This is a genomic window from Spirillospora sp. CA-128828 (assembly GCF_050945415.1).
Classification (GTDB): domain Bacteria; phylum Actinomycetota; class Actinomycetes; order Streptosporangiales; family Streptosporangiaceae; genus Spirillospora.
The window spans coordinates 6,978,597-7,001,925 of sequence record NZ_CP191986.1; the positions used below are offsets into that span (position 1 = coordinate 6,978,597).

The window sequence follows — 23,329 nt, forward strand, 5'->3', positions numbered from 1 at the left end:
TTCGGCCATTGCACTCCCGATGGTTCATTACCGCCAAAAGCCCGCGGGCCCAACCGGATCGTAACCGCGACGGGCCCGGCCGCGCCGTAGGATCGCCGTGTCAGCGCCGGTGTCAGGACCGGTCGTCCGGGAGCGCGGCCAACTGCGCCTCCAGCCTGACGATGTCGGCCTCCGCCTGCGCGAGACGGTCACGGTTCTTGGCGACGACCGCCTCGGGCGCCTTCGCCATGAACGCCTCGTTGCCGAGCTTGCGCCGTGCCTGGTCGGCCTCCTTGCGGGCGGCGGCCAGGTCCTTCTCCAGCCGCTTGCGCTCAGCGGCGACGTCGATCGCTCCGGCGGTGTCGAGGTGCACCTTCACGTCCTCGACCGGCAGGGACGCCGTCGAGGTGAAGCCGTCCGCCGGCTCGGTGAGACGCAGCAGCGCGCGGATGCCGTCCTCGTGGGCCTGCAGGGGCGAGCCGTTCCACTCGACCCGCGCGGCGACCCGCTGGCCCGGCTTGAGCCCCTGGTCGGCCCGGAACCGCCGCACCTCGGTCACCATCCGCTGGAGCGAGCCGACGAGTTCCTCGGCGCCGCCGTTCTCCCGCGCCTCGTCCACGACCGGCCAGGGCGCGGTGACGACCGTCCGCTCGCCGGTGAGGGACGTCCACAGCTCCTCGGTGACGAACGGGACGACCGGGTGCAGCAGCCGCAGCAGCTTGTCGAACACCTCGCCGAGGACGCGCCGCGTCGCCTCCGCCCGCTCGTCGGCGAGCTGCACCTTGGCGAGCTCGACGTACCAGTCGCAGACCTCGTCCCACGCGAAGTGGTAGAGCGCCTCGCACGCCTTCGCGAAGTCGAACGCCTCCAGGTGCGCGTCGACCTCCGCGATCACCTTCTGCAGGCGGGACAGGATCCAGGCGTCGACCGTCGAGACCGCGCTGGGCAGGTCTCCGCGCGTGTGCGCGCCGTTGATGAGCGCGAACCGGGTCGCGTTCCACAGCTTGTTGCAGAAGTTGCGCGACCCCTGCGCCCAGTCCTCGGCCACCGGGACGTCGCCGCCGGGGTTCGCGCCGCGCAGCAGCGTGAAGCGGGTCGCGTCGGCGCCGTAGCGGTCGATCCAGTCGAGCGGGTCGATGACGTTCCCGAACGACTTGGACATCTTCTTGCCGAACTGGTCGCGAACCATCCCGTGCAGGGCGATGGTGTCGAACGGCTGGACGCCGTCCATCGCGTACAGCCCGAACATCATCATCCGGGCGACCCAGAAGAACAGGATGTCGTAGCCGGTGACCAGGACGGACGTCGGGTAGAACCGCTTCAGGTCGGGCGTCTCGTCCGGCCAGCCGAGGGTGGAGAACGGCCACAGCGCCGAGGAGAACCACGTGTCGAGGACGTCGGAGTCCTGCGTCCAGCCGGCGGGCGGCTCCTCGTCCGGGCCCGGGCAGACGACCTCGCCGTCCGGCCCGTACCAGACCGGGATGCGGTGCCCCCACCACAGCTGCCGGCTGATGCACCAGTCGTGCATGTTGTCGACCCACTCGAAGTAGCGGGACGCCATCTCCGGCGGGTGGATCTTGACGCGGCCGTCGCGGACGGCGTCGCCGGCGGCCCGCGCCAGCGACTCGACCTTCACGAACCACTGCAGCGACACGCGCGGCTCGACGACCGTGGAGCAGCGCTGGCAGTGCCCGACCGAGTGCTTGTAGGGGCGGACCTCCTTGACGATCCGGCCCTGCTCGCGCAGCGCGGCGACGACCGCCGGGCGCGCCTCGAACCGGTCGAGGCCCTCGAACGGGCCGGACGCGGTGACGACGCCGCGCTCGTCCATGACCGACAGCGACGGCAGCGAGTGCCGCCGCCCGATCTCGAAGTCGTTCGGGTCGTGCGCCGGGGTCACCTTGACCGCGCCCGTCCCGAACGACGGGTCGACGTGCTCGTCGGCGACGACCGGGATGCGGCGGCCGGTCAGCGGAAGCTCGATCTCACGCCCGACCATGTGCGCGTAACGCTCGTCCTCCGGGTGGACGGCCACGGCGGTGTCGCCCAGCATCGTCTCCGCCCGCGTGGTCGCGACGACGATCTCGTCCGCGCCGGAGCCGTACCGGATCGAGATCAGCTCGCCGTCGACGTCCTCGTGCTCGACCTCGATGTCGGACAGCGCCGTCAGGCAGCGCGGGCACCAGTTGATGATGCGCTCGGCGCGGTAGATCAGCCCGTCGTCGAACAGCCGCTTGAAGATCGTCCGGACGGCGCGGGCGCGGTCGTCGTCCATCGTGAACGCCTCGCGCGTCCAGTCGACGCTGTCGCCGAGGCGGCGCATCTGGCCGAGGATGCGGCCGCCGGACTCGGCCTTCCACTGCCAGACCCGCTCGACGAAGTCGACCCGGCCGAGGTCGTGCCGCGACAGGCCCTCTTTGGCGAGCTCGCGCTCCACCACGTTCTGTGTGGCGATGCCGGCGTGGTCCATGCCGGGCACCCACGCGGTCTCGTGGCCCTGCATGCGGCGCCGCCGGACGAGGGTGTCCTGGATGGAGTGGTCGAGGGCGTGCCCCATGTGCAGCGAGCCGGTGACGTTCGGCGGCGGGATCACGATCGAGAACGCGGGACGGTCGGGGGCGCGCTCCGGGTCGGCGGTGAACAGCCCCGCCGATACCCACCGCTCGTAGAGCCGGCCCTCGACGTCGGCCGGTCGGTACTGGGTGGGCAGGTCGACGTCCGCTGCGGCCCCCTGGCCGCGCTCATTGCTGGGCTGTGTCACGGCTGACGATTCTACGGGGACCGGGAGGGTGAAGTGCCCGCCGAACCGGTTCTGAGAGCGTTTTCCCGTGGCGGTCGGGACACAGGTCACCTGACATCGGGTCGCCCCGACGGAAAGGGTGACCGGGTAGGTCCGCGCCGGGACAGAGGAAGAGGGACGGGATGCGAGCGGTACTGGCACGCGCCGCCGTGCTGGCCGGCGCGTTCACCGCGGGGGCCGTGGCGGCACGTGCCGCGACCATCCCTCACCTCCGCAGCCTCACCGCCGACCTGCAACGCTCCCGGGAGCGGATCCTCGCCAGCCGGGAGGAGGAACGCCGCCGGCTCCGGCACGACCTGCACGACGGGCTCGGACCGACGCTGGCGAGCCTCGCGATGTCGCTGGACGCGGCGCGCATCACGCTCGCCCGCGAGCCGGAGCGGACGGACCCGCTCCTCGCGGACGTCCGGGACCGGCTGGCGACGGCCGTCGGGGAGATCCGGGACCTGGCGCACGGGCTGCGCCCGCCCGCGCTGGACGACCTCGGCCTGGTCGCGGCCATCGAGTCCTTCGCGGAGGGCTCCTGCGAGCGGGTGGACGTCCGGTTCGACGGCGATCCGGCGGGGCTGCCCGCGGCGGTGGAGGTGGCCGCGTACCGGATCGCGCAGGAGGCGCTGACGAACGTCCGCCTGCACGCTCCGCAGAGCACCACGATGGTCCGGCTGAACCGCGACGCCGACCTGCACCTGATGGTCGCCGACACCGGGCCGGGCCTGCCGGACGCCGCCCGCAACGGCGGGCAGCCGAAGCCGCGCCGCGGGCTCGCCGCCATGAAGGAGTGGGCCGCCGAGCTGGGCGGGAGCTGCGCCATCACGTCCCGGAACGGCGGCGGGACGGTCGTCACCGTCCGCCTCCCGCTCGCCGCCGCGGAGACCGCCGCCGGGTATCATCGTCCCTCGATCGGAGAAGGCGGGGGGAGATGACGGAGACCATCCGGGTCCTCATCACCGACGACCACCCGGTTTTCCGGCAGGGGCTGAAGGGGCTGCTGCAGGCGCTCGGGGTGGACGTCGTCGGCGAGGCCGAGAACGGGCCGGACGCCGTGCGGCTGGCCGCCGAACTGCAGCCGGACGTCGTCGTGATGGACCTGCACATGCCCGGCGGCAACGGGATCGAGGCGACCCGGACGATCACCCGCACCAGCCCGCGCATCGGCGTGCTGGTGCTGACGATGTTCCGCGACGACGACTCCGTCTTCGCGGCGATGCGCGCCGGCGCCCGCGGCTACCTGCTGAAGGAGTCGGGGGCCGAGGAGATCGCCCGCGCCGTCCGGGCGGTCGCGGCCGGCGAGGCCATCTACGGCCCGGAGATCGCGCGCCGCGTGCTCACCTACTTCACCGACATGCCCGACCCGCGGCAGGCCGCGTTCCCGCAGCTCACCGAGCGGGAACGGGAGGTCCTGGAGCTGATCGCGCAGGGCCGCAGCAACGCCGAGATCGCCGGGACGCTGTTCCTCAGCCAGAAGACCGTCCGCAACCACGTCTCGAACATCTTCATGAAGCTGCACGTCGCCGACCGCGCCCAGGCGATCGTCCTGGCCCGCGAAGCCGGCCTCGGCGAGTCCTCCCCCCGCTGACCCCGTCTTCCGCCCATGGGTGATCGTCAGCGGAGATGTCGCGGCGATTCGCTGGAACCCGGACGACGACACGAGCCTCGAAGGAAGATCCGTTCGCCGAACACCGAGGACCACCCATGGCCCAAGAGGACCGGTTGACCGCCGAGCAGCGCCGACTCGTCGACGACCTGTGCGCGCAATGGAAGGAGCGCGCCGCCGAGCCGGACCGCCGCGATGCCGAGCGGGCACTGGCCGAGCTGTACGACCACCGCGGGTGGCGGCGGCCCAGAACCGTTATCTGGCTGGACTCTCCACTGGCGGGTGCAATCGCGGCACGGACCCTCCTCTACGGCCACGGTCACCTCGACGGTGACCGGTACCCGGAGGCCCACCGCGCGTGGGTCGGCGCCACCATGGCGCACCTGGAAGGGGCGTTCGGGACGTTCGACCGCCAGGAGCCGGACTCCTTCGAGGAGGACCAGCCCGCCGCCGCCAGGTGGCGGCTGCCGGACGTGCTCTCGGCCTACAAGCTCGCCTACGACCTGGACGGGCCGGACCTGCGAGCCGTTCTCGAGCGCGTCGGCGAGCCCGCCTGGGCGATCAACACCGGGGTCGCGAACCGGTTCCAGCAGGAGGCGCTGTCGCCCCCCGACCCCGAACACTTCGCCCGTGTCAGCGCCGCCGCCCATGCGCGCCTACTCCAGGGACTGGAACCGGTGTTCCCCGCGGGGCAGTGGGAGGCGATCAGCGCCGCGCTGCGGACCTGCGCCGACGCCCCTCACACCGACCGCTGGAAGCAGTGGCGGCAGACGTGGGCCGCGGCGCGAGCCCCGGAGAACCACGCGACGCTGATCCTGGAGGCCGTGCGCCGCCGCGCCGGCGGGGACGGGGATGCCCGGGACGCCGAGAACGCAGGGTACGGGGGGCACGCGGGGAACACCGGGCCGCTGGGGACGCGGCTGCGCTTCACCCCGGCGGTCGGATGGTGGTGGGCGCTCAACGACATCGCGCTGCTGACCCCGCCCCCCACCGAGGTCCACACCGACGACTCGGGCCGGCTGCACCGCGACGACGGCCCGGCCGTGCGCTTCGAGGACGGCTTCGCGCAGCACTGCTGGCGAGGGCGGCTGGTACCGCCGGACCTCATCGACCCCGGGTGGAGCGCCGCCGACATCGTCCACGCCTCCGATGAGGAACTGCAGCGGCGCGCGGTGCGGCAGTTCGGGTCCGCCTCGTACGCGGCCGTCCTCAGGGCCGAGCACGTCGTCCCGGACCGGCGCCGCTGCGCGCTGGAACGCCTGGGCTGGCCCAGGTTCGCCGCCGAGGCGCCGCTGGCCGCGGTCGCGGGTCCGGCGGCGGACCCCGGCGATCCCGGCTGCGAGCTGGCGCTCTACGACGTCCCGGCGATCGTGTTCGGCCGTGCGGCCCGGGTGGTGGTGCGCACCGGAGGCGCCCGCCACCAGACCGCCCTGCTGGTGCCGGCCGACGCGACCGATCCCGTGGCCGCCGCGGCCTGGCTCGGCGACGCCGCCCGCCCCCCTTCGCCGGAGCCGGAACTGCTCGCGCGCATCCGCCAGAGCGAGCGGCTGCGGGATGAGCTGCACGGACTGGATCTCGACATGTCCCACATCGAGCACGTCGAAGAGGTGCACCTGCTCGGAGGCGCCCGCCTGGAGCCGATCGGAGGGCACGGCACGGGCGGCACCTACTTCCTGTGCGGCGACGGCCCCCGTCGCCCGCTGCTGTACGCCGACTCCGAAGGCGGTTACCAGATCCTGGGACGCGACCTCACCGAGGCCCTCCAGTTCATGGTGAGCGCCGACCCCGAAGGGGACGACCCGGAGGAAGAGGAGACGGAGGTCGCCGAGGCCCTCGGCCTGCGAGCGCTGTCACCGGACGAGTACCGGGCGCGGCTGGACGAGGCCGAGGCGATGTCCGGTGCCCTCATCCTGGTGATGACCGAGGAGGGCAACACCTACGAGTACCGCCGGCGGACGTGGTTCCGGTGACGTGACCGACGGGGCGTGATGGAGCGGGCCGTGGTCCGCGCTCTCCGCGGACGGACCTGCTCGATCACGCCCCGATCACGCGGACTTCTCGCGGGGTTCGCGCTTGGGGCGGTCGCGCGGGACCAAGGTGGGGTTCACGTGCTCCAGGACGGCCTCCCGGGTGATGACCACGCGGGCGACGTCCTGGCGGCTCGGTACCTCGTACATGACCGACAGGAGCACCTCCTCCATGATCGCGCGGAGGCCGCGGGCGCCGGTGCCGCGGAGGATGGCCTGGTCGGCGATCGCCTCCAGGGCGTCGTCGGTGAACTCCAGGTCGACCCCGTCGAGTTCGAAGAGGCGGTGGTACTGGCGGACCAGCGCGTTCTTCGGCTCGGTGAGGATGTTGATGAGGGCTTCGCGGTCCAGGTTGTGCACGGACGTGATGACCGGGAGGCGGCCGATGAACTCCGGGATCATCCCGAACTTCAGCAGGTCCTCCGGCATGACGTCGCCGAGCACGGCGGACGACTCCTCGAAGTCGGACTTGGAGCGGATCTGCGCGCCGAAGCCCATGCCCTGCTTGCCGACCCGGGACTCGACGATCTTCTCCAGGCCGGCGAACGCGCCACCGCAGATGAACAGCACGTTCGTGGTGTCGATCTGGATGAACTCCTGGTGCGGGTGCTTGCGGCCGCCCTGCGGCGGGACGCTCGCGGTGGTGCCCTCCAGGATCTTCAGCAGGGCCTGCTGGACGCCCTCGCCCGAGACGTCCCGGGTGATCGACGGGTTCTCGCTCTTACGAGCGATCTTGTCGACCTCGTCGATGTAGATGATCCCGGTCTCGGCCTTCTTGACGTCGTAGTCGGCCGCCTGGATCAGCTTGAGGAGGATGTTCTCGACGTCCTCCCCGACGTAGCCGGCCTCCGTCAGCGCCGTGGCGTCCGCGATGGCGAACGGGACGTTGAGGAGTTTGGCGAGCGTCTGCGCGAGCAGGGTCTTGCCGGATCCGGTGGGGCCGAGCAGCAGGATGTTGGACTTGCCCAGCTCGACCGGGTCGTCCCTGCCGGTGTCGCCCGACTGGATCCGCTTGTAGTGGTTGTACACGGCGACGGACAGCGCCTTCTTCGCCGTGTCCTGCCCGATGACGTAGGAGTCGAGGAACTCGTAGATCTCCCGCGGCTTGGGCAGGTTGTCCCACTTGAGGTCGGAGGTCTCGGAGAGCTCCTCCTCGATGATCTCGTTGCAGAGATCGATGCACTCGTCGCAGATGTACACGCCCGGACCCGCGATGAGCTTCTTGACCTGCTTCTGGCTCTTACCGCAGAACGAGCACTTGAGCAGGTCACCACCGTCGCCGATGCGTGCCACCCAACCGTCTCCTTTTCGTGGGGCCGCCCGCCTTGGAGGTTGCGGCGCAGCTGGATTGCGTCCCGAAGGCTTACGACGTTGGATTCGACGTTACCGCCTCCAGTGGACTTGGAAAGCCCCTCGCCCGGAAGTGTGACGACCGGGCTGGGGGACTCCCCTCGTCCTCGTGCCGTCTCAGGACGACACTACCTCGGCCTTACGCTTCCTGCTGGCGAAGACGTCGTCGATGAGACCGTAGTCCTTCGCCTCGTCCGCCGTGAGGATCTTGTCACGCTCGATGTCGCGGCGGACCTCGTCGATGCTCCTGCCGCTGTGCTCGGCAAGGATCGTCTCCAGCAGCTCGCGGATCCGCATGATCTCGCGCGCCTGGATCTCGATGTCGCTGGACTGGCCGTAGGTGCCCTCGGTCGCGGGCTGGTGGATCAGGATCCGCGAGTTGGGCAGCGCGGCCCGCTTGCCCGGCGTCCCGGCCGCGAGCAGCACCGCCGCGGCGGACGCGGCCTGGCCGATGCAGACCGTCTGGATGTCGGGCTTGACGAACTGCATCGTGTCGTAGATCGCCGTCATGGCGGTGAAGGAACCGCCGGGCGAGTTGATGTAGATGCTGATGTCGCGGTCGGGGTCGATCGACTCCAGCGTGATCAGCTGGGCCATCACGTCGTTGGCGGACGCGTCGTCGATCTGCACGCCGAGGAAGATGATGCGCTCCTCGAACAGCTTGTTGTACGGGTTCATCTCCTTGACCCCGTACGTGGTGCGCTCGACGAAAGACGGGATGATGTAGCGGTCGTCGACCGGCTTCGGGGATCCGCCCGCGTGCACGCCGGGCCGGACCATATCGCTGAAGCCGGGTCGGATGAGGTCGCTCACTGTGTGCCTCCGATAAAGGTTCAGGTCGTCAGGAGACGGTGCCCTCGGAGGGCACCTGGGTGGCACTGAGCACCACGTGGTCCACCAACCCGTAGTCCTTGGCCTCGTCGGCGGTGAACCAGCGGTCGCGGTCGGAGTCGCGCTCGATCTGGTCGAGCGACTGACCGGTGTGTTCGGCGATCTTCTCGGCGAGCGTCTTCTTGACGTACAGCATCTGCTCGGCCTGGATCTTGATGTCGGAGGCCGTGCCGCCGATGCCGCCCGACGGCTGGTGCATCATGATCCGCGCGTGCGGCAGGGCGTACCGCTTGCCCTGGGTGCCCGCGCAGAGCAGGAACTGGCCCATCGACGCGGCGAGGCCCATGCCGACCGTGACGATGTCGTTCGGGACGTACTTCATGATGTCGTAGATCGCCATGCCGGCGGTGACGGAGCCACCTGGCGAGTTGATGTAGAGCGTGATGTCGCGGCGGCCGTCCTCGGCCGACAGCAGCAGGAGCTCGGCGCAGATGCGGTTGGCGATGTCGTCGTCGACCTGCTGGCCGAGGAAGACGATGCGCTCGCGCAGCAGCCGCTGGAACAGCTGGTCGCCCAGGGGCGACAGGGGCGCCTCGGCGACCCGCGCCTGGATCCGCGACGACTCGTCGAAAGTCGGAGGCATGCTCACCGGGTGTTCCTCCGGTCCTTTTAATCGGTTCGGATGATTGGACATTAACGCGCTCTCGGGCCCGCTTAAGCCAGGGGGCCCGGCTTTTCGCCAGGGGCGTACCCGAGCCCGCCCCGGCGACTCCCGCTTTCCGGACGATCCACACCTCCCCGGCACCCGGGGAGACCGACTTCCGCGCCGCTCACGCGACACGCCCCGCACCCGTGATACGGATGCGGGGCGTGCCCGGGACGACTCAGACGTCGAGAACGTCCTAGGCGTCCTTGCCCTTCGTGTCCTGCTCGTCCGACTCGTCCGCAGCCTCGGCGGCCGGAGCCTCCGCAGCGTCGGCCTCAGCGGTCTCCGCGGGGGTCTCCTCGGCGGCGCCGGCGTCCCCGGCCTCCTCCGCCTCGACGGTCTCGCCGTTCAGCTCGCGCTGGACGGCCTCGACGTCGATCTCGTTGCCCGACTCGTCCTTGACCGTGACGTGCTCGACGACGAGGTTCAGCGCCTTGCTGCGCAGCACCTCCGAGACGATCGCCGGCAGCTGGTTGTTCTGGGTGAGGTACTCGGCGAGCTGCTGCGGCTGCACGCCCATCTGCATCGCCTGCGAGACGACGTACTCGCTGAGCTCCTCGTTCTCGACGTTCAGCTCCTCCTGGACGGCGAGCTGGTCGAGCACGAACCCGCCCTTGACCGCGAGCCGGGCCGCGTCGGCGACCTCGGTGTCGAACTCCTCGGCGGTCTTCTCCTCGTCCTCGAGGTAGTCCTCCTTGGTCATGCCCGCCATCTGCAGCTGCTGCTCCAGCTGCTGGTTGCGGCGGTCGACCTCCTCCTCCACGACCTTGTCGGGGAGCGGAATGTCGACCTTCTCCAGCAGCGCCTCAAGGGCCTTGTCGCGCGCATCGGACAGCTGCTGCAGCCTGACCTGGCGGCCGAGCCGCGTCCGGACGTCCTCGCGCAGCTCGTCGATCGTGTCGAACTCGCTCGCGAGCTGGGCGAACTCGTCGTCCAGGTCGGGCAGGTTCTTGACCTTGACGCTCTGCACGGTGACGGTGATCTCGGCCTCCTCGCCGGCGTGCTCGCCGCCGGGCAGGGTGCCGGTGAACGTCGTGTCCTCGCCGGCGGCGAGGCCGACGACCGCGTCGTCCAGGCCCTCGACGGCGGACTTGCTGCCGACCTCGTAGGAGTAGCCGGACGTGGAGGCGTCCTCGACCTCCTCGCCGTCGATCTTGGCGACCATGTCGATGGTGGCGAAGTCGCCCTCCTCGACGGCGCGCTCGGCGCTGGTGAGCGAGGCGAACCGCTCGCGCAGGTTGCCGATGGTCTCCTCGATCTGCTCGTCGGTGACCTCGGCGTCGTCCACCACGACCTCGAGGCCGTCGTAGTCGGGCACCTCGAACTTGGGCCGGATGTCGACCTCGGCGGTGAACGCGAACTGGGTGCCGTCCTCCAGCTCGGTCACCTCGACGTCGGGCTGCCCGAGCACGAAGATCTCGGACTCCTCGACGGCGCGGCCGTACAGCTCGGGAAGCGCGTCGTTGACCGCCTCCTGCAGGACCGCACCCCGGCCGACGTACTTGTCGATCAGCGGGGCGGGGACCTTGCCGGGCCGGAAGCCCTTGATCCGCACCTGCTGCGAGATCTCCTTGTACGCCTTGTCGAGGTTCGGCTTGAGCTCGTCGAACGGAACCTCGACGGTGAGCTTGACCCTCGTGGGGGTCAGCTCCTCGACATCGGTCTTCACTGGGGTCGGTCTCCTTGATCGGGCGCTGTCTCGGCCGCGGCGTTCGACGCGTTCTCTTCCTCTTCTGCCTGCGAGCCCTCGGCCTCACGCGGCGGGCTGCGCCGTGATCGTCGGCCGGTCAGTCTCTCAGCGGCGCGGGCACGCCGAAATACGGCTCCGCGCCTTCGCGCGGCCAAGTCTATGGGGTCGCGGCGCCGGCTGCGGACATAGGACGCCCGCAATACCAGGAATCCGTGTCAACGGCGCCGCACGGGCAGTGACATAAAGCACTGGAACCCCCATACTCGTCCGGGATGAACGGGACAGCCGCGGCCTTCGGCGCGACGGGCCTCTACTACCTCGGGTTCGCCGTGTTCAAGCTGGCGGCGGACCGGATGCCCGCGCTGCGGGGCAACCGCATCCCGCACATGGTCTGGTCGATCGTGCGCAACTGGATCTTCCTGATCGCGCTCGCCGTCGTGCTGGGCGGGCTCACGCTGCAGATCATGGCACTGCGGAACCTGCCGCTGTCCACCGCCGTGCCGATCTTCATGTCCGGCATCGTCCCGCTGCTGCTGATCGCGCTCGCGTTCTTCGGCGAGCGGCTGACCGCCCGCGAGTGGCTGAGCCTGGTGCTGATCGGCGCGGCGATCCTGCTGCTCACCGGGTCCCTCGGCGGGGACGAGCCGATCCGCTCGGCGGACGCCCCGCTGTGGAAGATCGCGGCGGTGGTCGCCCCGGCGGTCCTCGTGCCGATGCTGATCCTGGTCCTCGGCGACCACCGGCCGGACGGCCGGCACGCCCGCCCGGTCACCGGGATCGCCTACGGGCTGAGCTCCGGCTTCCCGGTCGGCACCGCCGAACTGGCGATCAAGGGCTGGAGCGACGACCCGCACGCCACCGGCCTGCGCATCGCGGCGACGCCGTGGCCGTATCTGACGGTGCTGGCGGCGGCCATCGGGTTCGGGATCATGGTCATGGCGTTCCAGCGCTGCCGGGTCTCGATCGTGGCGACCGTGATGACCGTGAGCGCCAAGACGTACCTGCTGACCATGGGCACGTTCATGTACGGGGAGCCGTGGCCGCAGGACGCGGCGCACTCCGCGATGCGGCTGGGCGCGCTGGCGCTGGGCGCGGTGGCCGTCCTGCAGTTCCCGCGGCACCGTCCGATCCCCGAGGAGCCGGACGAGGCGTCCCGCGCCGAGGACCCGTCCGCCACGGCGGATCCGTTCGGCGGCCCGCCGGTCGGCGGGCCCGTGCTCGGCGGGCCGCAGATCCCGCACGCGCCCCAGGTGCCGCAGCCGCGGTCCCCGCACGTGCAGGAGCCGCACGTGCGGGAGCCGATGGGCCGGGGCAGGTACAGCCGCCCCGATCCGAAGCCGCCGCAGCCGCGCCGGCCCGTCCGTCCGCAGAGCCCGACCGAGACGGGCTCCGACGGACGGTGGCGCGGCTTCGGCGACGGCTGAAGGGCTGCGCGGGGTCGCCCCCACGTCGCAGGTCAGCGGCCCTTGCGGTCCTTGCCGGGGAGGCCCTTGTCCAGGCCCGCGCGGCGCAGCGCGTCGGCCATGGCGCCGCCGCCCGAGAAGCCGCCGCCCTGACCGCCGCCGCCCTGGCCGCCGCGGCGCTGCCCGCCGCGCTGGTTCTGGTCGCGCCGGTTCTGGCCATCGCGCCGGTTCCGGCCATCGCCCTGGTTCTGGCCGCCGCGGTTCGGGCGTCCGCCCCGGCCCCGCTGTTCGCCCCGGTCCTGCTGTTCGCGCTGTTCGCCTCGCCGTCCGCCGCCCTGCTGGTCGCGGCCCGGTTCGTCGTCCAGGCGCAGGGTGAGCGAGATCCGCTTGCGCTGCAGGTCGACGTCGAGCACCTTGACCCGGACGATGTCGCCGGGCTTCACGACCTCCCGCGGGTCGGCGACGAACTTGTCGGACATCGCGGAGATGTGGACGAGCCCGTCCTGATGGACGCCGACGTCCACGAACGCCCCGAACGCGGCGACGTTGGTGACGACACCTTCCAGGATCATTCCGGGGTCGAGGTCGGCGAGCTTGTCGACGCCTTCCTTGAACGTGGCCGTCTTGAACGCGGGACGCGGGTCGCGGCCGGGCTTCTCCAGTTCGGCGAGGATGTCGGTGACGGTCGGCAGCCCGAACGTGTCGTCGACGAACTCGGTCGGCTTCAGGGAGCGCAGGACGGCGGTGTTGCCGATGAGCCCCTTGATGTCGTTGCCCGCCGTGTCGAGGATCCGGCGGACGACCGGGTACGTCTCCGGGTGCACGCTGGACGCGTCGAGCGGGTCGTCCCCGCCGGGGATGCGCAGGAAGCCCGCGCACTGCTCGAACGCCTTCGGGCCGAGCCGCGGGACGCCCTTCAGCCCGGCGCGGCTGCGGAACGGGCCGTTGGCGTCGCGGTGGGCGACGATGTTCTCCGCGAGCCCCTCGCCGATTCCGGACACGCGGGTGAGCAGCGGCGGGGACGCGGTGTTGACGTCGACGCCGACCGCGTTCACGCAGTCCTCGACGACGGCGTCGAGGGAGCGGGACAGCTTCACCTCGGAGACGTCGTGCTGGTACTGGCCGACGCCGATCGACTTGGGGTCGATCTTGACCAGCTCGGCGAGCGGGTCCTGGAGGCGGCGGGCGATGGAGACGGCGCCCCGCAGCGAGACGTCCATGCCGGGCAGTTCGCGGCCCGCGTACTCCGACGCCGAGTACACCGACGCGCCCGCCTCCGACACCATGATCTTGGTGAGCTTCAGGTCGGGGTGCCGGGCGATCAGGTCGGCGGCGAGCTTGTCGGTCTCGCGGGAGGCGGTGCCGTTCCCGATGGAGACGAGGTCGACCTTGTGCTCGCGGGCCAGCTTCGCGAGCGTCTCGATCGACTCGTCCCACTTCCGGCGGGGTTCGTGGGGGTAGATCGTGTCGGTGGCGACGACCTTGCCGGTGGCGTCCACGACGGCGACCTTCACGCCGGTGCGCAGCCCCGGGTCCAGGCCCATGGTGGTGCGGGTGCCAGCGGGCGCGGCGAGCAGCAGGTCGCGCAGGTTGGCGGCGAACACGCGGACCGCCTCGTCCTCGGCCTCCTGCCGCAGCCGGGTGCGCATGTCGATGCCGAGGTGGACGAGGATCCGGGTGCGCCAGGCCCAGCGGACGGCGTCCGACAGCCACTTGTCCCCCGGACGGCCCTGGTCGGCGATCTCGAACCGGCGGGCGATCTCCACCTCGTAGGAGCTGCGCGCGGCGGCGTCGTCAGCGGACTCTTCGGGCTCCAGGTCGAGGTCGAGGACCTCTTCCTTCTCTCCCCTGAACAGCGCGAGGACGCGGTGCGAGGGCAGCTTCGCGAACGGCTCGGAGAACTCGAAGTAGTCGGAGAACTTGGCGCCCTGCTCCTGCTTGCCGTCCTTGACGCGCGAGACCATCCGGCCCTGGTTCCACATGCGCTCGCGCAGCGCGCCGATGAGGTCGGCGTCCTCCGCGAAGCGCTCGACGAGGATGGCCCGGGCGCCTTCGAGCGCGGCAGTCTCGTCCGCGACGCCCTTCTCGGCGTCCACGTGAGCGGCGGCCTCGGCCCGCGGGTCGCGGGACGGGTCGTCCAGCAGCAGCTCGGCGAGCGGTTCGAGCCCGGCCTCGCGGGCGATCTGCGCCTTGGTGCGCCGCTTCGGCTTGTACGGCAGGTAGATGTCCTCCAGCCGTGCCTTGGAGTCGGCCGTCATGATCCGGGCCCGCAGCTCGTCGGTGAGCTTGCCCTGCGACTCCACCGACTCCAGGATCGCGGCCCGGCGCTCGTCCAGCTCGCGCAGGTAGCGCAGCCGCTCTTCCAGCGCGCGGAGCTGCGCGTCGTCGAGCGCTCCGGTCGCCTCCTTGCGGTACCGGGCGATGAACGGGACGGTCGCCCCGCCGTCGAGCAGGTCCACCGCGACCCGCACCTGTCCCTCGCGGACGCCGATCTCCTCGGCGATGCGCTCGGTGATGGGCCGGATGGCGGGCCGGCCGCCCTGGCCGTCGGACGTCTGGCTGATGGTCGCTGTCACAGCTTGGATTCGCTTTCTCCCCTGAGTGTCGACTGTGCATTGTCCAGGGAACGGGGTCGGTTGTCTTGTCGCCGCTCGATCGACGGTAGGTCTAACCCCACCGGCTCCGCCGCGAAGAGGGGGTCTAGCACCACCGAGGCCGGGCGCGCGACCCAACACAATGGGGTGAGCCAACCCGGCACGGCGATTGCTTGGAGGAACAGGTGAGCGAGCTATTCCGCGGGTACGGGCGCCGCTTCCTCACCGGCATCGTGCGCGGCCTCGTCCAGATCGTCCTCGCCTACGCGGTGAACCTGCCGCTGTTCATCCTGGCCGTGCTGTCAATCGCCTTCATCCCACTGGGTGCGGGGGTCGTGCTCACGCCGGTCATGTTCCAGGCGATCCGGACGGTCGCCAACCAGCAGCGCGTCTGGGCGGCCGAGTGGTCGGGGGTGAAGATCCCCATCCCGTATCGGCCGGAACCGGCCGGAACCGGGCCCTTCGGGCGGCTGCGCTGGATACTCACCGATCCGGCCTCCTGGCGTGACCTCCTGTGGACGCTGCTGAACGTCCCGATCGCGCTCGTCCTCGGCGTCCTCGCGAGCGGTCTGGCCGTCTACGGGCTGGAAGGCGTCTTCGTCGCGCCGTGGGTGGCGCAGATCACCGACTACGGGTGGGGGCCGTTCTGGACGCTGGACGACTACGGGATCTTCGGCATCGTCGGAACGGTCGTGCTGGGCGCGGCGATGACGGCCGCGGCGGTCCCGCTCGGGCCGATGTTCCTCAAGGCACACGCCCTGTTCGGTCAGTCGCTGCTGGCGCCGACGCGGGGCGCGCTGGCCGAGCGCGTCCGGCAGCTCACCGAGACCAGGTCGGAGACCGTGGACGCCTCGGCCGCCGAACTGCGCCGCATCGAGCGGGACCTGCACGACGGCGCGCAGGCCCGGCTGGTCGCGCTGAGCATGAACATCGGTCTCGCCGAGGAGATGATGAAGCACGACCCCGAGACCGCGCAGAAGCTTCTGGCCGAGGCCCGCGAGGCCAGCGGGACGGCGCTGACGGAGTTGCGCGACCTGGTCCGGGGCATCCATCCGCCGGTGCTGGCCGAACGCGGCCTGGACGGGGCCGTGCGCGCCCTGGCGCTGACCCTGCCCCTGCCCGTGGACGTCCGGATCGACATGCCCGGACGAGCCGAGGCGCCGGCGGAGTCGGCGGCGTACTTCGCGGTCGCGGAGATGCTCGCCAACGTGGTCAAGCACTCGGCCGCGCAGCGGGCCTGGATCCAGATCGAGCACACCGGGGACCGGCTGCTCATGATCATCGGTGATGACGGGACGGGCGGCGCCGACCCCGCGGACGGGAGCGGCATGCGCGGGATCGAGCGCAGGCTCGCGGCGTTCGATGGGACGATGGCGGTGACGAGCCCCCCGGGCGGGCCGACCGTCGTCACCATGGAGCTGCCGTGCGCGTTGTCATCGCCGAAGATCTCGCCCTCCTCCGAGACGGGCTGATCCGCCTGCTCGGCGCGTTCGACTTCGAGGTCGTCGAGGCGGTGGACAACGGGCCGTCGCTGCTGCGGGCGCTGACAGCGCATCGCCCCGATGTCGCGGTGGTGGACGTCCGGCTCCCGCCGACGTTCACCGACGAGGGGCTGAGGGCGGCGCTGGAGGCCCGCAAGCAGATCCCGGGGCTGCCGGTGCTGGTGCTCTCCCAGCACGTGGAGCAGCTGTACGCGCGGGAGCTGCTGTCCGACAGCACGGGCGGCATCGGCTACCTGCTGAAGGACCGGGTGTCGGACGTCAAGGTCTTCGTGGAGGCGGTGCGCCGGGTCGCCGGCGGCGGCACCGCCCTCGACCCGGACGTCGTGTCCCAGCTGCTCACCCGGCACGCCCGCGAGGAGCCGCTGCAGCAGCTGACCCCTCGCGAGCGCGAGGTGCTCGGGCTGATGGCGGAGGGACGGTCGAACGCCGCGATCGCCGGCAAGCTGTTCGTCACCGAGAAGGCGATCAGCAAGCACACCAACAGCATCTTCGGCAAGCTCGGGCTGCCGCCGGACGGGGACGACAACCGCCGCGTCCTCGCCGTGCTGGCGTATCTCGGCGCCTGATCACCTGTCTCGGCGCCCGATCACCTGGCCCACGGAGGGACGAGCCGCTCCTCCCCCTGCGGCGCGAGTTCGCACTTGCCCGGGTCGACGACGGCCTCCGGATCGTAGGCGAGGCAGCCGGCGTGGGCCGCGACCACCGCCGCGAACCCGGTGTCGCCTGTGGTCATCTGCCTGGGTGCGTCGGCCGGAAGGACGACGGTGTCGCCGGGACCGGCCTCCATCTTGCGGCCGTCCAGGTCGATGGTCGCGGCGCCGTCCAGGAACGTCCACACCTGCTCGGTGTCGAAGGCGTGCAGCGGGCCGGTCTTGCCGGGCGCCATGTCGACGCGCCAAACGGCGATGCCCTCCGTGCCGCCCTGGGTGGGCGTCGCGAACGTGGTCATCACGCCGTTGGGCGTCTCGGTACGGCGGCTTTCGGTGTCGCGGATGAGCGTCACGGGCTTCCATCCCCTAACTTAGACAATGCGGTTGTCCATATAGTCAATGAGGTTGTCTTTCATGTCAAGCGATGCCCCGGGCTTCGAGCTGCCGCTGCGGCTCTTCCTCGCCTTCCGCGTGATCATCGACGAGCTGCACGCCGAGCTGGCCAGGGAGGGGCATCCGGATCTGCGGCCGATGCACGGCTTCGTCTTCCAGGCCATCGGCCCGGACGGCACGACGGCCGTGGAGCTCGGCCGCCGGCTCGGGGTGTCCAAGCAGGCAGCAGGCAAGATGGTCGAGTCGCTGGAGCGGGCCGGCTACGTCCAGCGCGGTGCCGACCCCCGGGACGCGCGGCGCAAGATCGTCCGGCTGACCGGGCGCGGCGTGGACTCCCTCGCCCGGTCCGAGCGGATCTTCGAGCGGATCCGGGACGACTGGACGCGGCACCTCGGAGCGGACCGCGTGCGCGCACTGGAGGAGGATCTGCGCCGGATGACGCCCGCGGACCTGTGGCGGCTCGACATGCCCGGCTGGTTCGGCACCGTCTGAACTTTTCGGCGACCGGTGACCATAGGACCCCAGACAGTCGGCTAGACCACCGATTCCGCCGTCCGCGGGCCTTCGCGAGGCCCTTGTCCGCACCGTTCCACCCGGTTACCATCAGGCCAATTCTTAGGAAACTTTCCTAAGAGTGAGCGGGGATTCCTGTTTGTTTCGGGGGCCGGACCGAACGGAGAATCATGTCCAGACCGGGCGGACGGCGGGCCATCGCGCTCGCCGGCGCAGCGACACTGGCGGTGGCCACCGCCCTGCTCACGGCGCCGCCGGCGTCGTCGGCCCAGGCGGTCACCGCCGCCTGCAAGAAGACCTCCGACTGGGGCACCGGCTTCGAGGGCAGCTGCACGATCACCAACGGGACCGGCACCTCGATCGGCAACTGGAAGCTGGAGGCCGACCTGCCCTCCGGAACGTCCATCGGCAACGTGTGGGACGCCACGAAGACCGTCTCCGGGAACCACTACACGTTCGCGAACGCGAGCTGGAACGGCACGCTCGCGGCGGGCGCCAGCACCAGCTTCGGGTTCGGCGGCAGCGGACCCGGCTGGTTCACCGGCTGCACGGTCAACGGCGCCGCCTGCGACGGTTCCGGGACACCCCAGAACGACACCGAGGCCCCCTCGGCCCCGTCGGGTCTCCGCTCCACCGGCAAGACCGCCACGAGCGTGTCGCTGACGTGGAACGCGTCGACCGACAACGTCGGCGTCACCGGCTACGACGTCTACAACGGCGCCGCCAAGGCGGCATCGGTGACGGGGACCACCGCCACCATCAGCGGGCTGTCGGCCAAGACCGCCTACACCTTCACCGTGAAGGCCCGTGACGCCGCGGGGAACACCTCCCCCGCCTCCGGCGGCGTGTCGGTCACCACGGACGAGGGCGGCGGCGGCAACCCCACCGCCGGCGACAAGGTCATCGGGTACTTCGCCGAGTGGGGCGTCTACCAGCGGAACTACCACGTCAAGAACATCGAGACGAGCGGCTCCGCGGCGAAGCTGACCCACATCAACTACGCGTTCGGCAACGTCACGGGCGGCAAGTGCGCCATCGGCGACGGCTACGCCGACTACGACAAGGCGTACACCGCCGACCAGAGCGTCGACGGCGTGGCCGACACCTGGGACCAGCCGCTGCGCGGCAGCTTCAACCAGCTCCGCAAGCTCAAGAAGCTGCACCCGAACCTGAAGGTGCTGTGGTCGTTCGGCGGCTGGACGTGGTCCGGCGGCTTCGGCCAGGCCGCGCAGAACCCGGCCGCGTTCGCCGAGTCCTGCTACAACCTGGTCGAGGACCCGCGCTGGGCGGACGTGTTCGACGGCATCGACATCGACTGGGAGTACCCGAACGCCTGCGGGTTGTCCTGCGACACCAGCGGACCCGCCGCGTTCAAGAACCTGATGTCGGCGCTGCGCTCCAAGTTCGGCTCGAACAACCTGGTGACGGCCGCGATCACCGCCGACGCGAGCGACGGCGGCAAGATGGACGTGACCGACTACGCCGGCGCCGCGCAGTATGTCGACTGGTTCAACCCCATGACCTACGACTACTTCGGCGCCTGGGACGCGCAGGGGCCGACGGCGCCGCACTCGCCGCTCACGTCCTACACCGGCATCCCGCACGCCGGCTTCAACTCCGCCGACACCATCGCCAAGCTCAAGGCCAAGGGCGTCCCGGCGAACAAGCTGCTGCTCGGCATCGGCTTCTACGGGCGCGGCTGGACGGGCGTCACCCAGTCCGGGCCCGGCGGCACCGCGACAGGCGCCGCGCCCGGCACCTACGAGGCGGGCATCGAGGACTACAAGGTCCTCAAGGGCAAATGCCCCGCCACCGGAACCGTCGCCGGAACCGCCTACGCCAAGTGCGGCAGCGAGTGGTGGAGCTACGACACGCCGTCCACCATCCGCGGGAAGATGTCCTTCGCCAAGGACCAGGGCCTGGCGGGCGCCTTCTTCTGGGAGCTGAGCGGCGACACGACGGGCGGTGAGCTGATCACCGCGATCCGGAGCGGTCTCGGCTGAGCTGTTCGCAGGAGGGGTACTCCCAGCCCCTCAGACGGCCGAGACTTCGGGCCCCTGACCAGTTGGACGCCGGTCAGGGGCCCGCCCTCGCGTCGGCGGCCCCGGTCAGAGGCTCGCGCCGCCGTCGACGGTGAGGACCTCCCCGGTCATGTAGCCGTTGGCCATCAGGAACAGCACCGCCGACGCCGCCTCCTCGGGCGTCCCCCAGCGGCCGAGCGGCAATGCGGCGCCCGCCGCCGCGACGGCCCGGTCGCCGGCCTCGTCCGCCCCGGCGCCCATCATCGAGCGCGGCAGCGGGGTGTCGAAGGTGCCGAAGCGCAGCGCGTTCACCCGGACGCGGCGCGGGGACAGCTCGGCGGCGAGCGCCCGGGTCAGCGTCTCCACACCCCCGACCGCCGCCAGCGGCGCCGCCATGCCCGGACGCGGGCGCGCCACGAAGACGCCGGACGAGAAGGTGATCGACCCGCCCGCGGGCAGCCGGGGCACCGCCGTCCGCGCGACGGCGAGCGCGACCCAGAGCCGTTCGTGGAACGCCTCCCGGGCCGCCTCGCGGGTGATCTCGGTGACGGGCGCGGCGCCGGTCAGGCCGCCGGCCGTCAGCAGGACGTGGTCCACGGTGCCCGCACCGTCGAAGACGGCCTCCAGCGCGTCCTCGTCGCGGGCGTCCGCGGCGATGCCCAGGACCGTGCCGTCGCCGGCCGCGCCTGCGCGCCGCACCGCCTCGTCCAGCCGTGTCTTGTCCCGGCCCGTGAGCACCACCCGGGCGCCGAGGGACGCCAGTTGCTCACCGGCGGCCAGGCCGATGCCGGAGCTGCCTCCGATGATGACCGCCGTCCGCCCGGCGAGGGCGTGCGAAAAGGGTGGGCGCACGGGAACGGGAGCCTCGGTCGTGGTCATGTCGTCCTCCAAGTAAACCATCCGGTTGTTTTATAGTTCCGGGTCGCGCGAGCGAAGTCAACCGGATGGTTTAATTCGGCCATGACGTACGACGCGGAGGCCACCCGGCGGCGGATCTTCCAGGCCGCGACCGCCGAATTCGCGGCGCACGGGCTCGCGGGCGCTCGCATCGAACGCATCGCGACCGAGGCGCGGGCCAACAAGCAGGCCATCTACCTCTACTTCGGCGGCAAAGAGAAACTGTTCGGCGCAGTCGTGCGCGCCAAGGTCGACGAGATCTGCCATGCGTCCGGGATCGACCCGAACCGGCTGTCCGAGTCGGTGGGGGAACTGTTCGACTGGTACCGGGAGCACCCCGAGCTGATCCGGCTGCTGCTGTGGGAGGCCCTGGAGACGCAGGGCGAGGTGCAAGGCGAGGCGGAACGCCGGGCGGAGTACCGCCAGAACGTCCGCGGCCTCAAGGACCTCGGCCTCGGCGCGGACCTTGCGGAGCCGGACCGTACGCGGGACGCGCAGGACTGGATGTTCACCATCCTCGGCCTCGTCGCGTGGAACTTCGCCGTTCCTCAGCTGTGCCGCTTGGTGCTGGACGAGGACGACGATGAGGCGGCCTCGGCGCGCCGCCGTGCGTCCGTCGTGGAGACGGCCCGCATGCTCGCCGAATCACGCCGGTTCGGGTAAGCGGGTCATGGGCAGGACTTACCGGAGCCACACCGGTGAGGTCCGGTGGTGGGTGTTCGGTGGGACATGCCGGGCTATCGGGCGTCCGAGCCGAGCGACGGGCAGGACGTCGCGCCGGCCGCGCAACGCGAGGTCCTCACCGAACTGCCGGCGCATTGGGGTCTGGAGGAGCCGTCCATTGTGACGCACGACTTCGGCGGGGCCGTGGCACTGCGCGGACCCCTTCGCGTTCGCCCGGACGAGGCGGAAGAAGATCCGGCCGCCGCGCTCACGGCGGTCCTTCCATGATCACGGCGGTGCTGTTCGACCTCGACGGGACGCTCCTCGACCATGAGGAGGCCGCGGCCGAGGCGATCGTCCACTCGTTCCCGGACGTGGATCCGGCGTGGCTCGTCCCGCGCTGGACGGAGCTGTCCGAGGAAGCGGTCGACCGGTACCTGGCAGGCGAGCTGAGCCTCGCCGAGCAGCGCCGCTCCCGGATCGTCTCGCTCGCCCGCGAGCTGGGGCTCGGCGACTGGGACGACGCCCGGGCCGACGCGTGGCTCGCCGGATTCCTGGCGCTGTACCAGGCGGCCTGGCGCCCCTTCCCCGACGCGGAGCGGACGCTCGCCGTCCTGGCGGGGGGCGGCCTGCGGCTCGGCGTGATCACGAACGGCGACGCGGAGCAGCAGCGGACGAAGGTCCGGCGGATCGGGTTCGCGGACCGGCTGCCGGTCGTCGTCGCGTCCAGCGAGACCGGCCAGGCCAAGCCCGCCGCCGGGATCTTCCGGACGGCGTGCGCGGCCCTCGGCGTCGAGCCGGACGCGGCCGCCTACGTCGGGGACCGGCTCATCACCGACGCGCAGGGCGCCGCGGCCGCGGGCCTCACCGGCGTATGGCTCGACCGGTCCGGTGATCCCGCGCCCGACGCCCTCGACGTCCCGCGCATCACGACGCTGGACGCGCTTCCCGGGCTGCTCGACGCGCAGCGCCGGGAACCGCCACCGCGATGAGGCGCCTGAACCGGTCGGTCGCCGGTCAGTCGCCGGTCTGGAGAACCGCCTCGATCTCCAGGACGATCTGGACCTTCTCGCTCAGCCCGAGCCCGTTGCCGCCCGGGACCTTCGTGGTGTCGCCGACGCCGAACTCCAGCCGGCTGATCTCGCCGGTCGCGGTGAACCCCGCACGGGCGCCCTTGAACGGGTCGTCCTGCCGGAACGGGTCGGGGCCGAAGCCGCCGACCTCCAGCTTCAGCGGGACGCTCCGGGTGATGCCGCGCAGCGTGAGCTCGCCGTCCAGGACGTAGTCGTCGCCGTCGGCGCGCAGGCCGGTGGAGCGGTAGGTCATCGAGGGATGCTTCGCGACGTCCAGGAAGTCGGCGGACCGCACATGCTCGTCGCGCTGCGCGTTGCCGGTGTCGATCGAGGTCAGGTCGATGGTCGCGGTCACCGACGAGTCCAGCACGTCGGCGCCGGTCACGATCGTCCCCTCGAACGTCCCGAACCGGCCGCGGACCTTGCTGACCATCAGATGCCTGATCGTGAAGCCGACGCCGGAGTGCGCGGGGTCGATGGTCCAGGTGCCCGCGACGTAGCCGGGGATCTCGACAAGTTCGGCCGTCATCGTGTCTCCTAGGTTATGAATGGTAAGGCGGTTCCGATCGGGAACCGTCTCCATGGTGCGGACACCTCGGAGTCGGCACAAGAAGGCACTTTTTTCTGCCCTGGTCACCTGGAG

General features: G+C 71.0%; 20 protein-coding genes. 11 read left to right on the plus strand and 9 right to left on the minus strand.

Translation table 11 applies throughout. The annotated features are described in order from the left end of the window. Positions 1–112: 112 nt before the first annotated feature. On the minus strand, positions 113–2,740 hold the full coding sequence (locus ACQPXG_RS33595) for a valine--tRNA ligase (RefSeq protein WP_433463155.1): 2,628 nt from the start codon (positions 2,738–2,740) through the stop codon (positions 113–115). A 161-nt stretch (positions 2,741–2,901) separates the two neighbouring features. Between ACQPXG_RS33595 and ACQPXG_RS33600 the strand changes: the two genes are divergently transcribed. The 3 genes from ACQPXG_RS33600 to ACQPXG_RS33610 all read left to right on the plus strand — a co-directional run bounded on the left by ACQPXG_RS33600 (position 2,902) and on the right by ACQPXG_RS33610 (position 6,343). After that, on the plus strand, positions 2,902–3,702 hold the full coding sequence (locus ACQPXG_RS33600) for a sensor histidine kinase (RefSeq protein WP_433463156.1): 801 nt from the start codon (positions 2,902–2,904) through the stop codon (positions 3,700–3,702). Then, complete coding sequence (locus tag ACQPXG_RS33605; RefSeq protein WP_433463157.1) at positions 3,699–4,355, plus strand: response regulator transcription factor; 657 nt, start codon at positions 3,699–3,701, stop codon at positions 4,353–4,355. The genes ACQPXG_RS33600 and ACQPXG_RS33605 overlap by 4 nt, the downstream gene beginning before the upstream one ends. 116 nt (positions 4,356–4,471) lie before the next feature. After that, on the plus strand, positions 4,472–6,343 hold the full coding sequence (locus tag ACQPXG_RS33610; protein WP_433463158.1) for a DUF6745 domain-containing protein: 1,872 nt from the start codon (positions 4,472–4,474) through the stop codon (positions 6,341–6,343). A 75-nt stretch (positions 6,344–6,418) separates the two neighbouring features. Here ACQPXG_RS33610 and clpX read toward each other — a convergent pair whose 3' ends face one another. The 4 genes from clpX to tig form a co-directional block, all read right to left on the minus strand. Continuing rightward, positions 6,419–7,693: an ATP-dependent Clp protease ATP-binding subunit ClpX gene (gene clpX / locus ACQPXG_RS33615; RefSeq protein ID WP_433463159.1), complete on the minus strand. Its 1,275-nt coding sequence runs from the start codon at positions 7,691–7,693 to the stop codon at positions 6,419–6,421. 174 nt (positions 7,694–7,867) lie between these two features. Next, the gene (locus ACQPXG_RS33620; protein WP_433470093.1) at positions 7,868–8,530 is read right to left on the minus strand and encodes an ATP-dependent Clp protease proteolytic subunit; all 663 of its coding nucleotides are present in this window, start codon (positions 8,528–8,530) and stop codon (positions 7,868–7,870) included. 61 nt (positions 8,531–8,591) lie between these two features. Next, positions 8,592–9,224, minus strand: a complete 633-nt coding sequence (locus ACQPXG_RS33625) for a ClpP family protease (protein WP_433470094.1) — start codon at positions 9,222–9,224, stop codon at positions 8,592–8,594. A gap of 259 nt (positions 9,225–9,483) precedes the next feature. Further along, entirely contained in the window at positions 9,484–10,956 is a 1,473-nt protein-coding gene (gene tig / locus ACQPXG_RS33630; protein ID WP_433463160.1) for a trigger factor, read from the minus strand. Positions 10,957–11,249: 293 nt separating this feature from the next. Here tig and ACQPXG_RS33635 point away from each other — a divergent pair, with 293 nt between their 5' ends. Then, positions 11,250–12,401 carry an EamA family transporter gene (locus tag ACQPXG_RS33635; RefSeq protein WP_433463161.1) on the plus strand — a complete coding sequence of 384 codons (1,152 nt, stop codon included), beginning with the start codon at positions 11,250–11,252 and terminating at the stop codon, positions 12,399–12,401. A gap of 32 nt (positions 12,402–12,433) precedes the next feature. Here ACQPXG_RS33635 and ACQPXG_RS33640 read toward each other — a convergent pair whose 3' ends face one another. Beyond that, entirely contained in the window at positions 12,434–14,956 is a 2,523-nt protein-coding gene (locus ACQPXG_RS33640; RefSeq protein ID WP_433463162.1) for a Tex family protein, read from the minus strand. Positions 14,957–15,159: 203 nt separating this feature from the next. Between ACQPXG_RS33640 and ACQPXG_RS33645 the strand changes: the two genes are divergently transcribed. Next, entirely contained in the window at positions 15,160–16,446 is a 1,287-nt protein-coding gene (locus tag ACQPXG_RS33645; protein WP_433463163.1) for a sensor histidine kinase, read from the plus strand. Beyond that, on the plus strand, positions 16,398–17,042 hold the full coding sequence (locus ACQPXG_RS33650) for a LuxR C-terminal-related transcriptional regulator (protein ID WP_433463164.1): 645 nt from the start codon (positions 16,398–16,400) through the stop codon (positions 17,040–17,042). Before ACQPXG_RS33645 ends, ACQPXG_RS33650 begins: the two co-directional genes overlap by 49 nt. Positions 17,043–17,062: 20 nt before the next feature. Here the strand turns inward: ACQPXG_RS33650 and ACQPXG_RS33655 are convergent, their stop codons facing one another. Beyond that, positions 17,063–17,479: a cupin domain-containing protein gene (locus ACQPXG_RS33655; RefSeq protein ID WP_433463165.1), complete on the minus strand. Its 417-nt coding sequence runs from the start codon at positions 17,477–17,479 to the stop codon at positions 17,063–17,065. Between the two features lie 61 nt (positions 17,480–17,540). On the opposite strand from ACQPXG_RS33655, the gene ACQPXG_RS33660 reads away from it, so the two are divergent. After that, complete coding sequence (locus ACQPXG_RS33660; protein WP_433463166.1) at positions 17,541–18,011, plus strand: MarR family winged helix-turn-helix transcriptional regulator; 471 nt, start codon at positions 17,541–17,543, stop codon at positions 18,009–18,011. A gap of 191 nt (positions 18,012–18,202) precedes the next feature. Next, positions 18,203–20,035, plus strand: coding sequence for a glycosyl hydrolase family 18 protein (locus ACQPXG_RS33665; RefSeq protein ID WP_433463167.1), 1,833 nt, complete (start codon positions 18,203–18,205; stop codon positions 20,033–20,035). A gap of 105 nt (positions 20,036–20,140) precedes the next feature. Here the strand turns inward: ACQPXG_RS33665 and ACQPXG_RS33670 are convergent, their stop codons facing one another. Next, entirely contained in the window at positions 20,141–20,932 is a 792-nt protein-coding gene (locus ACQPXG_RS33670) for an SDR family NAD(P)-dependent oxidoreductase (RefSeq protein WP_433463168.1), read from the minus strand. Between the two features lie 81 nt (positions 20,933–21,013). On the opposite strand from ACQPXG_RS33670, the gene ACQPXG_RS33675 reads away from it, so the two are divergent. The 3 genes from ACQPXG_RS33675 (at position 21,014) to ACQPXG_RS33685 (ending at position 22,605) form a co-directional block, all read left to right on the plus strand. Continuing rightward, positions 21,014–21,613, plus strand: a complete 600-nt coding sequence (locus ACQPXG_RS33675; RefSeq protein WP_433463169.1) for a TetR/AcrR family transcriptional regulator — start codon at positions 21,014–21,016, stop codon at positions 21,611–21,613. A 66-nt stretch (positions 21,614–21,679) separates the two neighbouring features. Beyond that, positions 21,680–21,901, plus strand: coding sequence for a hypothetical protein (locus ACQPXG_RS33680; RefSeq protein ID WP_433463170.1), 222 nt, complete (start codon positions 21,680–21,682; stop codon positions 21,899–21,901). Then, a complete protein-coding gene (locus ACQPXG_RS33685; protein ID WP_433463171.1) occupies positions 21,898–22,605 on the plus strand; it encodes an HAD family hydrolase in 708 nt (235 codons plus the stop codon). Before ACQPXG_RS33680 ends, ACQPXG_RS33685 begins: the two co-directional genes overlap by 4 nt. A 25-nt stretch (positions 22,606–22,630) precedes the next feature. Here the strand turns inward: ACQPXG_RS33685 and ACQPXG_RS33690 are convergent, their stop codons facing one another. Continuing rightward, positions 22,631–23,215, minus strand: a complete 585-nt coding sequence (locus tag ACQPXG_RS33690; RefSeq protein WP_433463172.1) for a YceI family protein — start codon at positions 23,213–23,215, stop codon at positions 22,631–22,633. Positions 23,216–23,329: the final 114 nt, after the last annotated feature.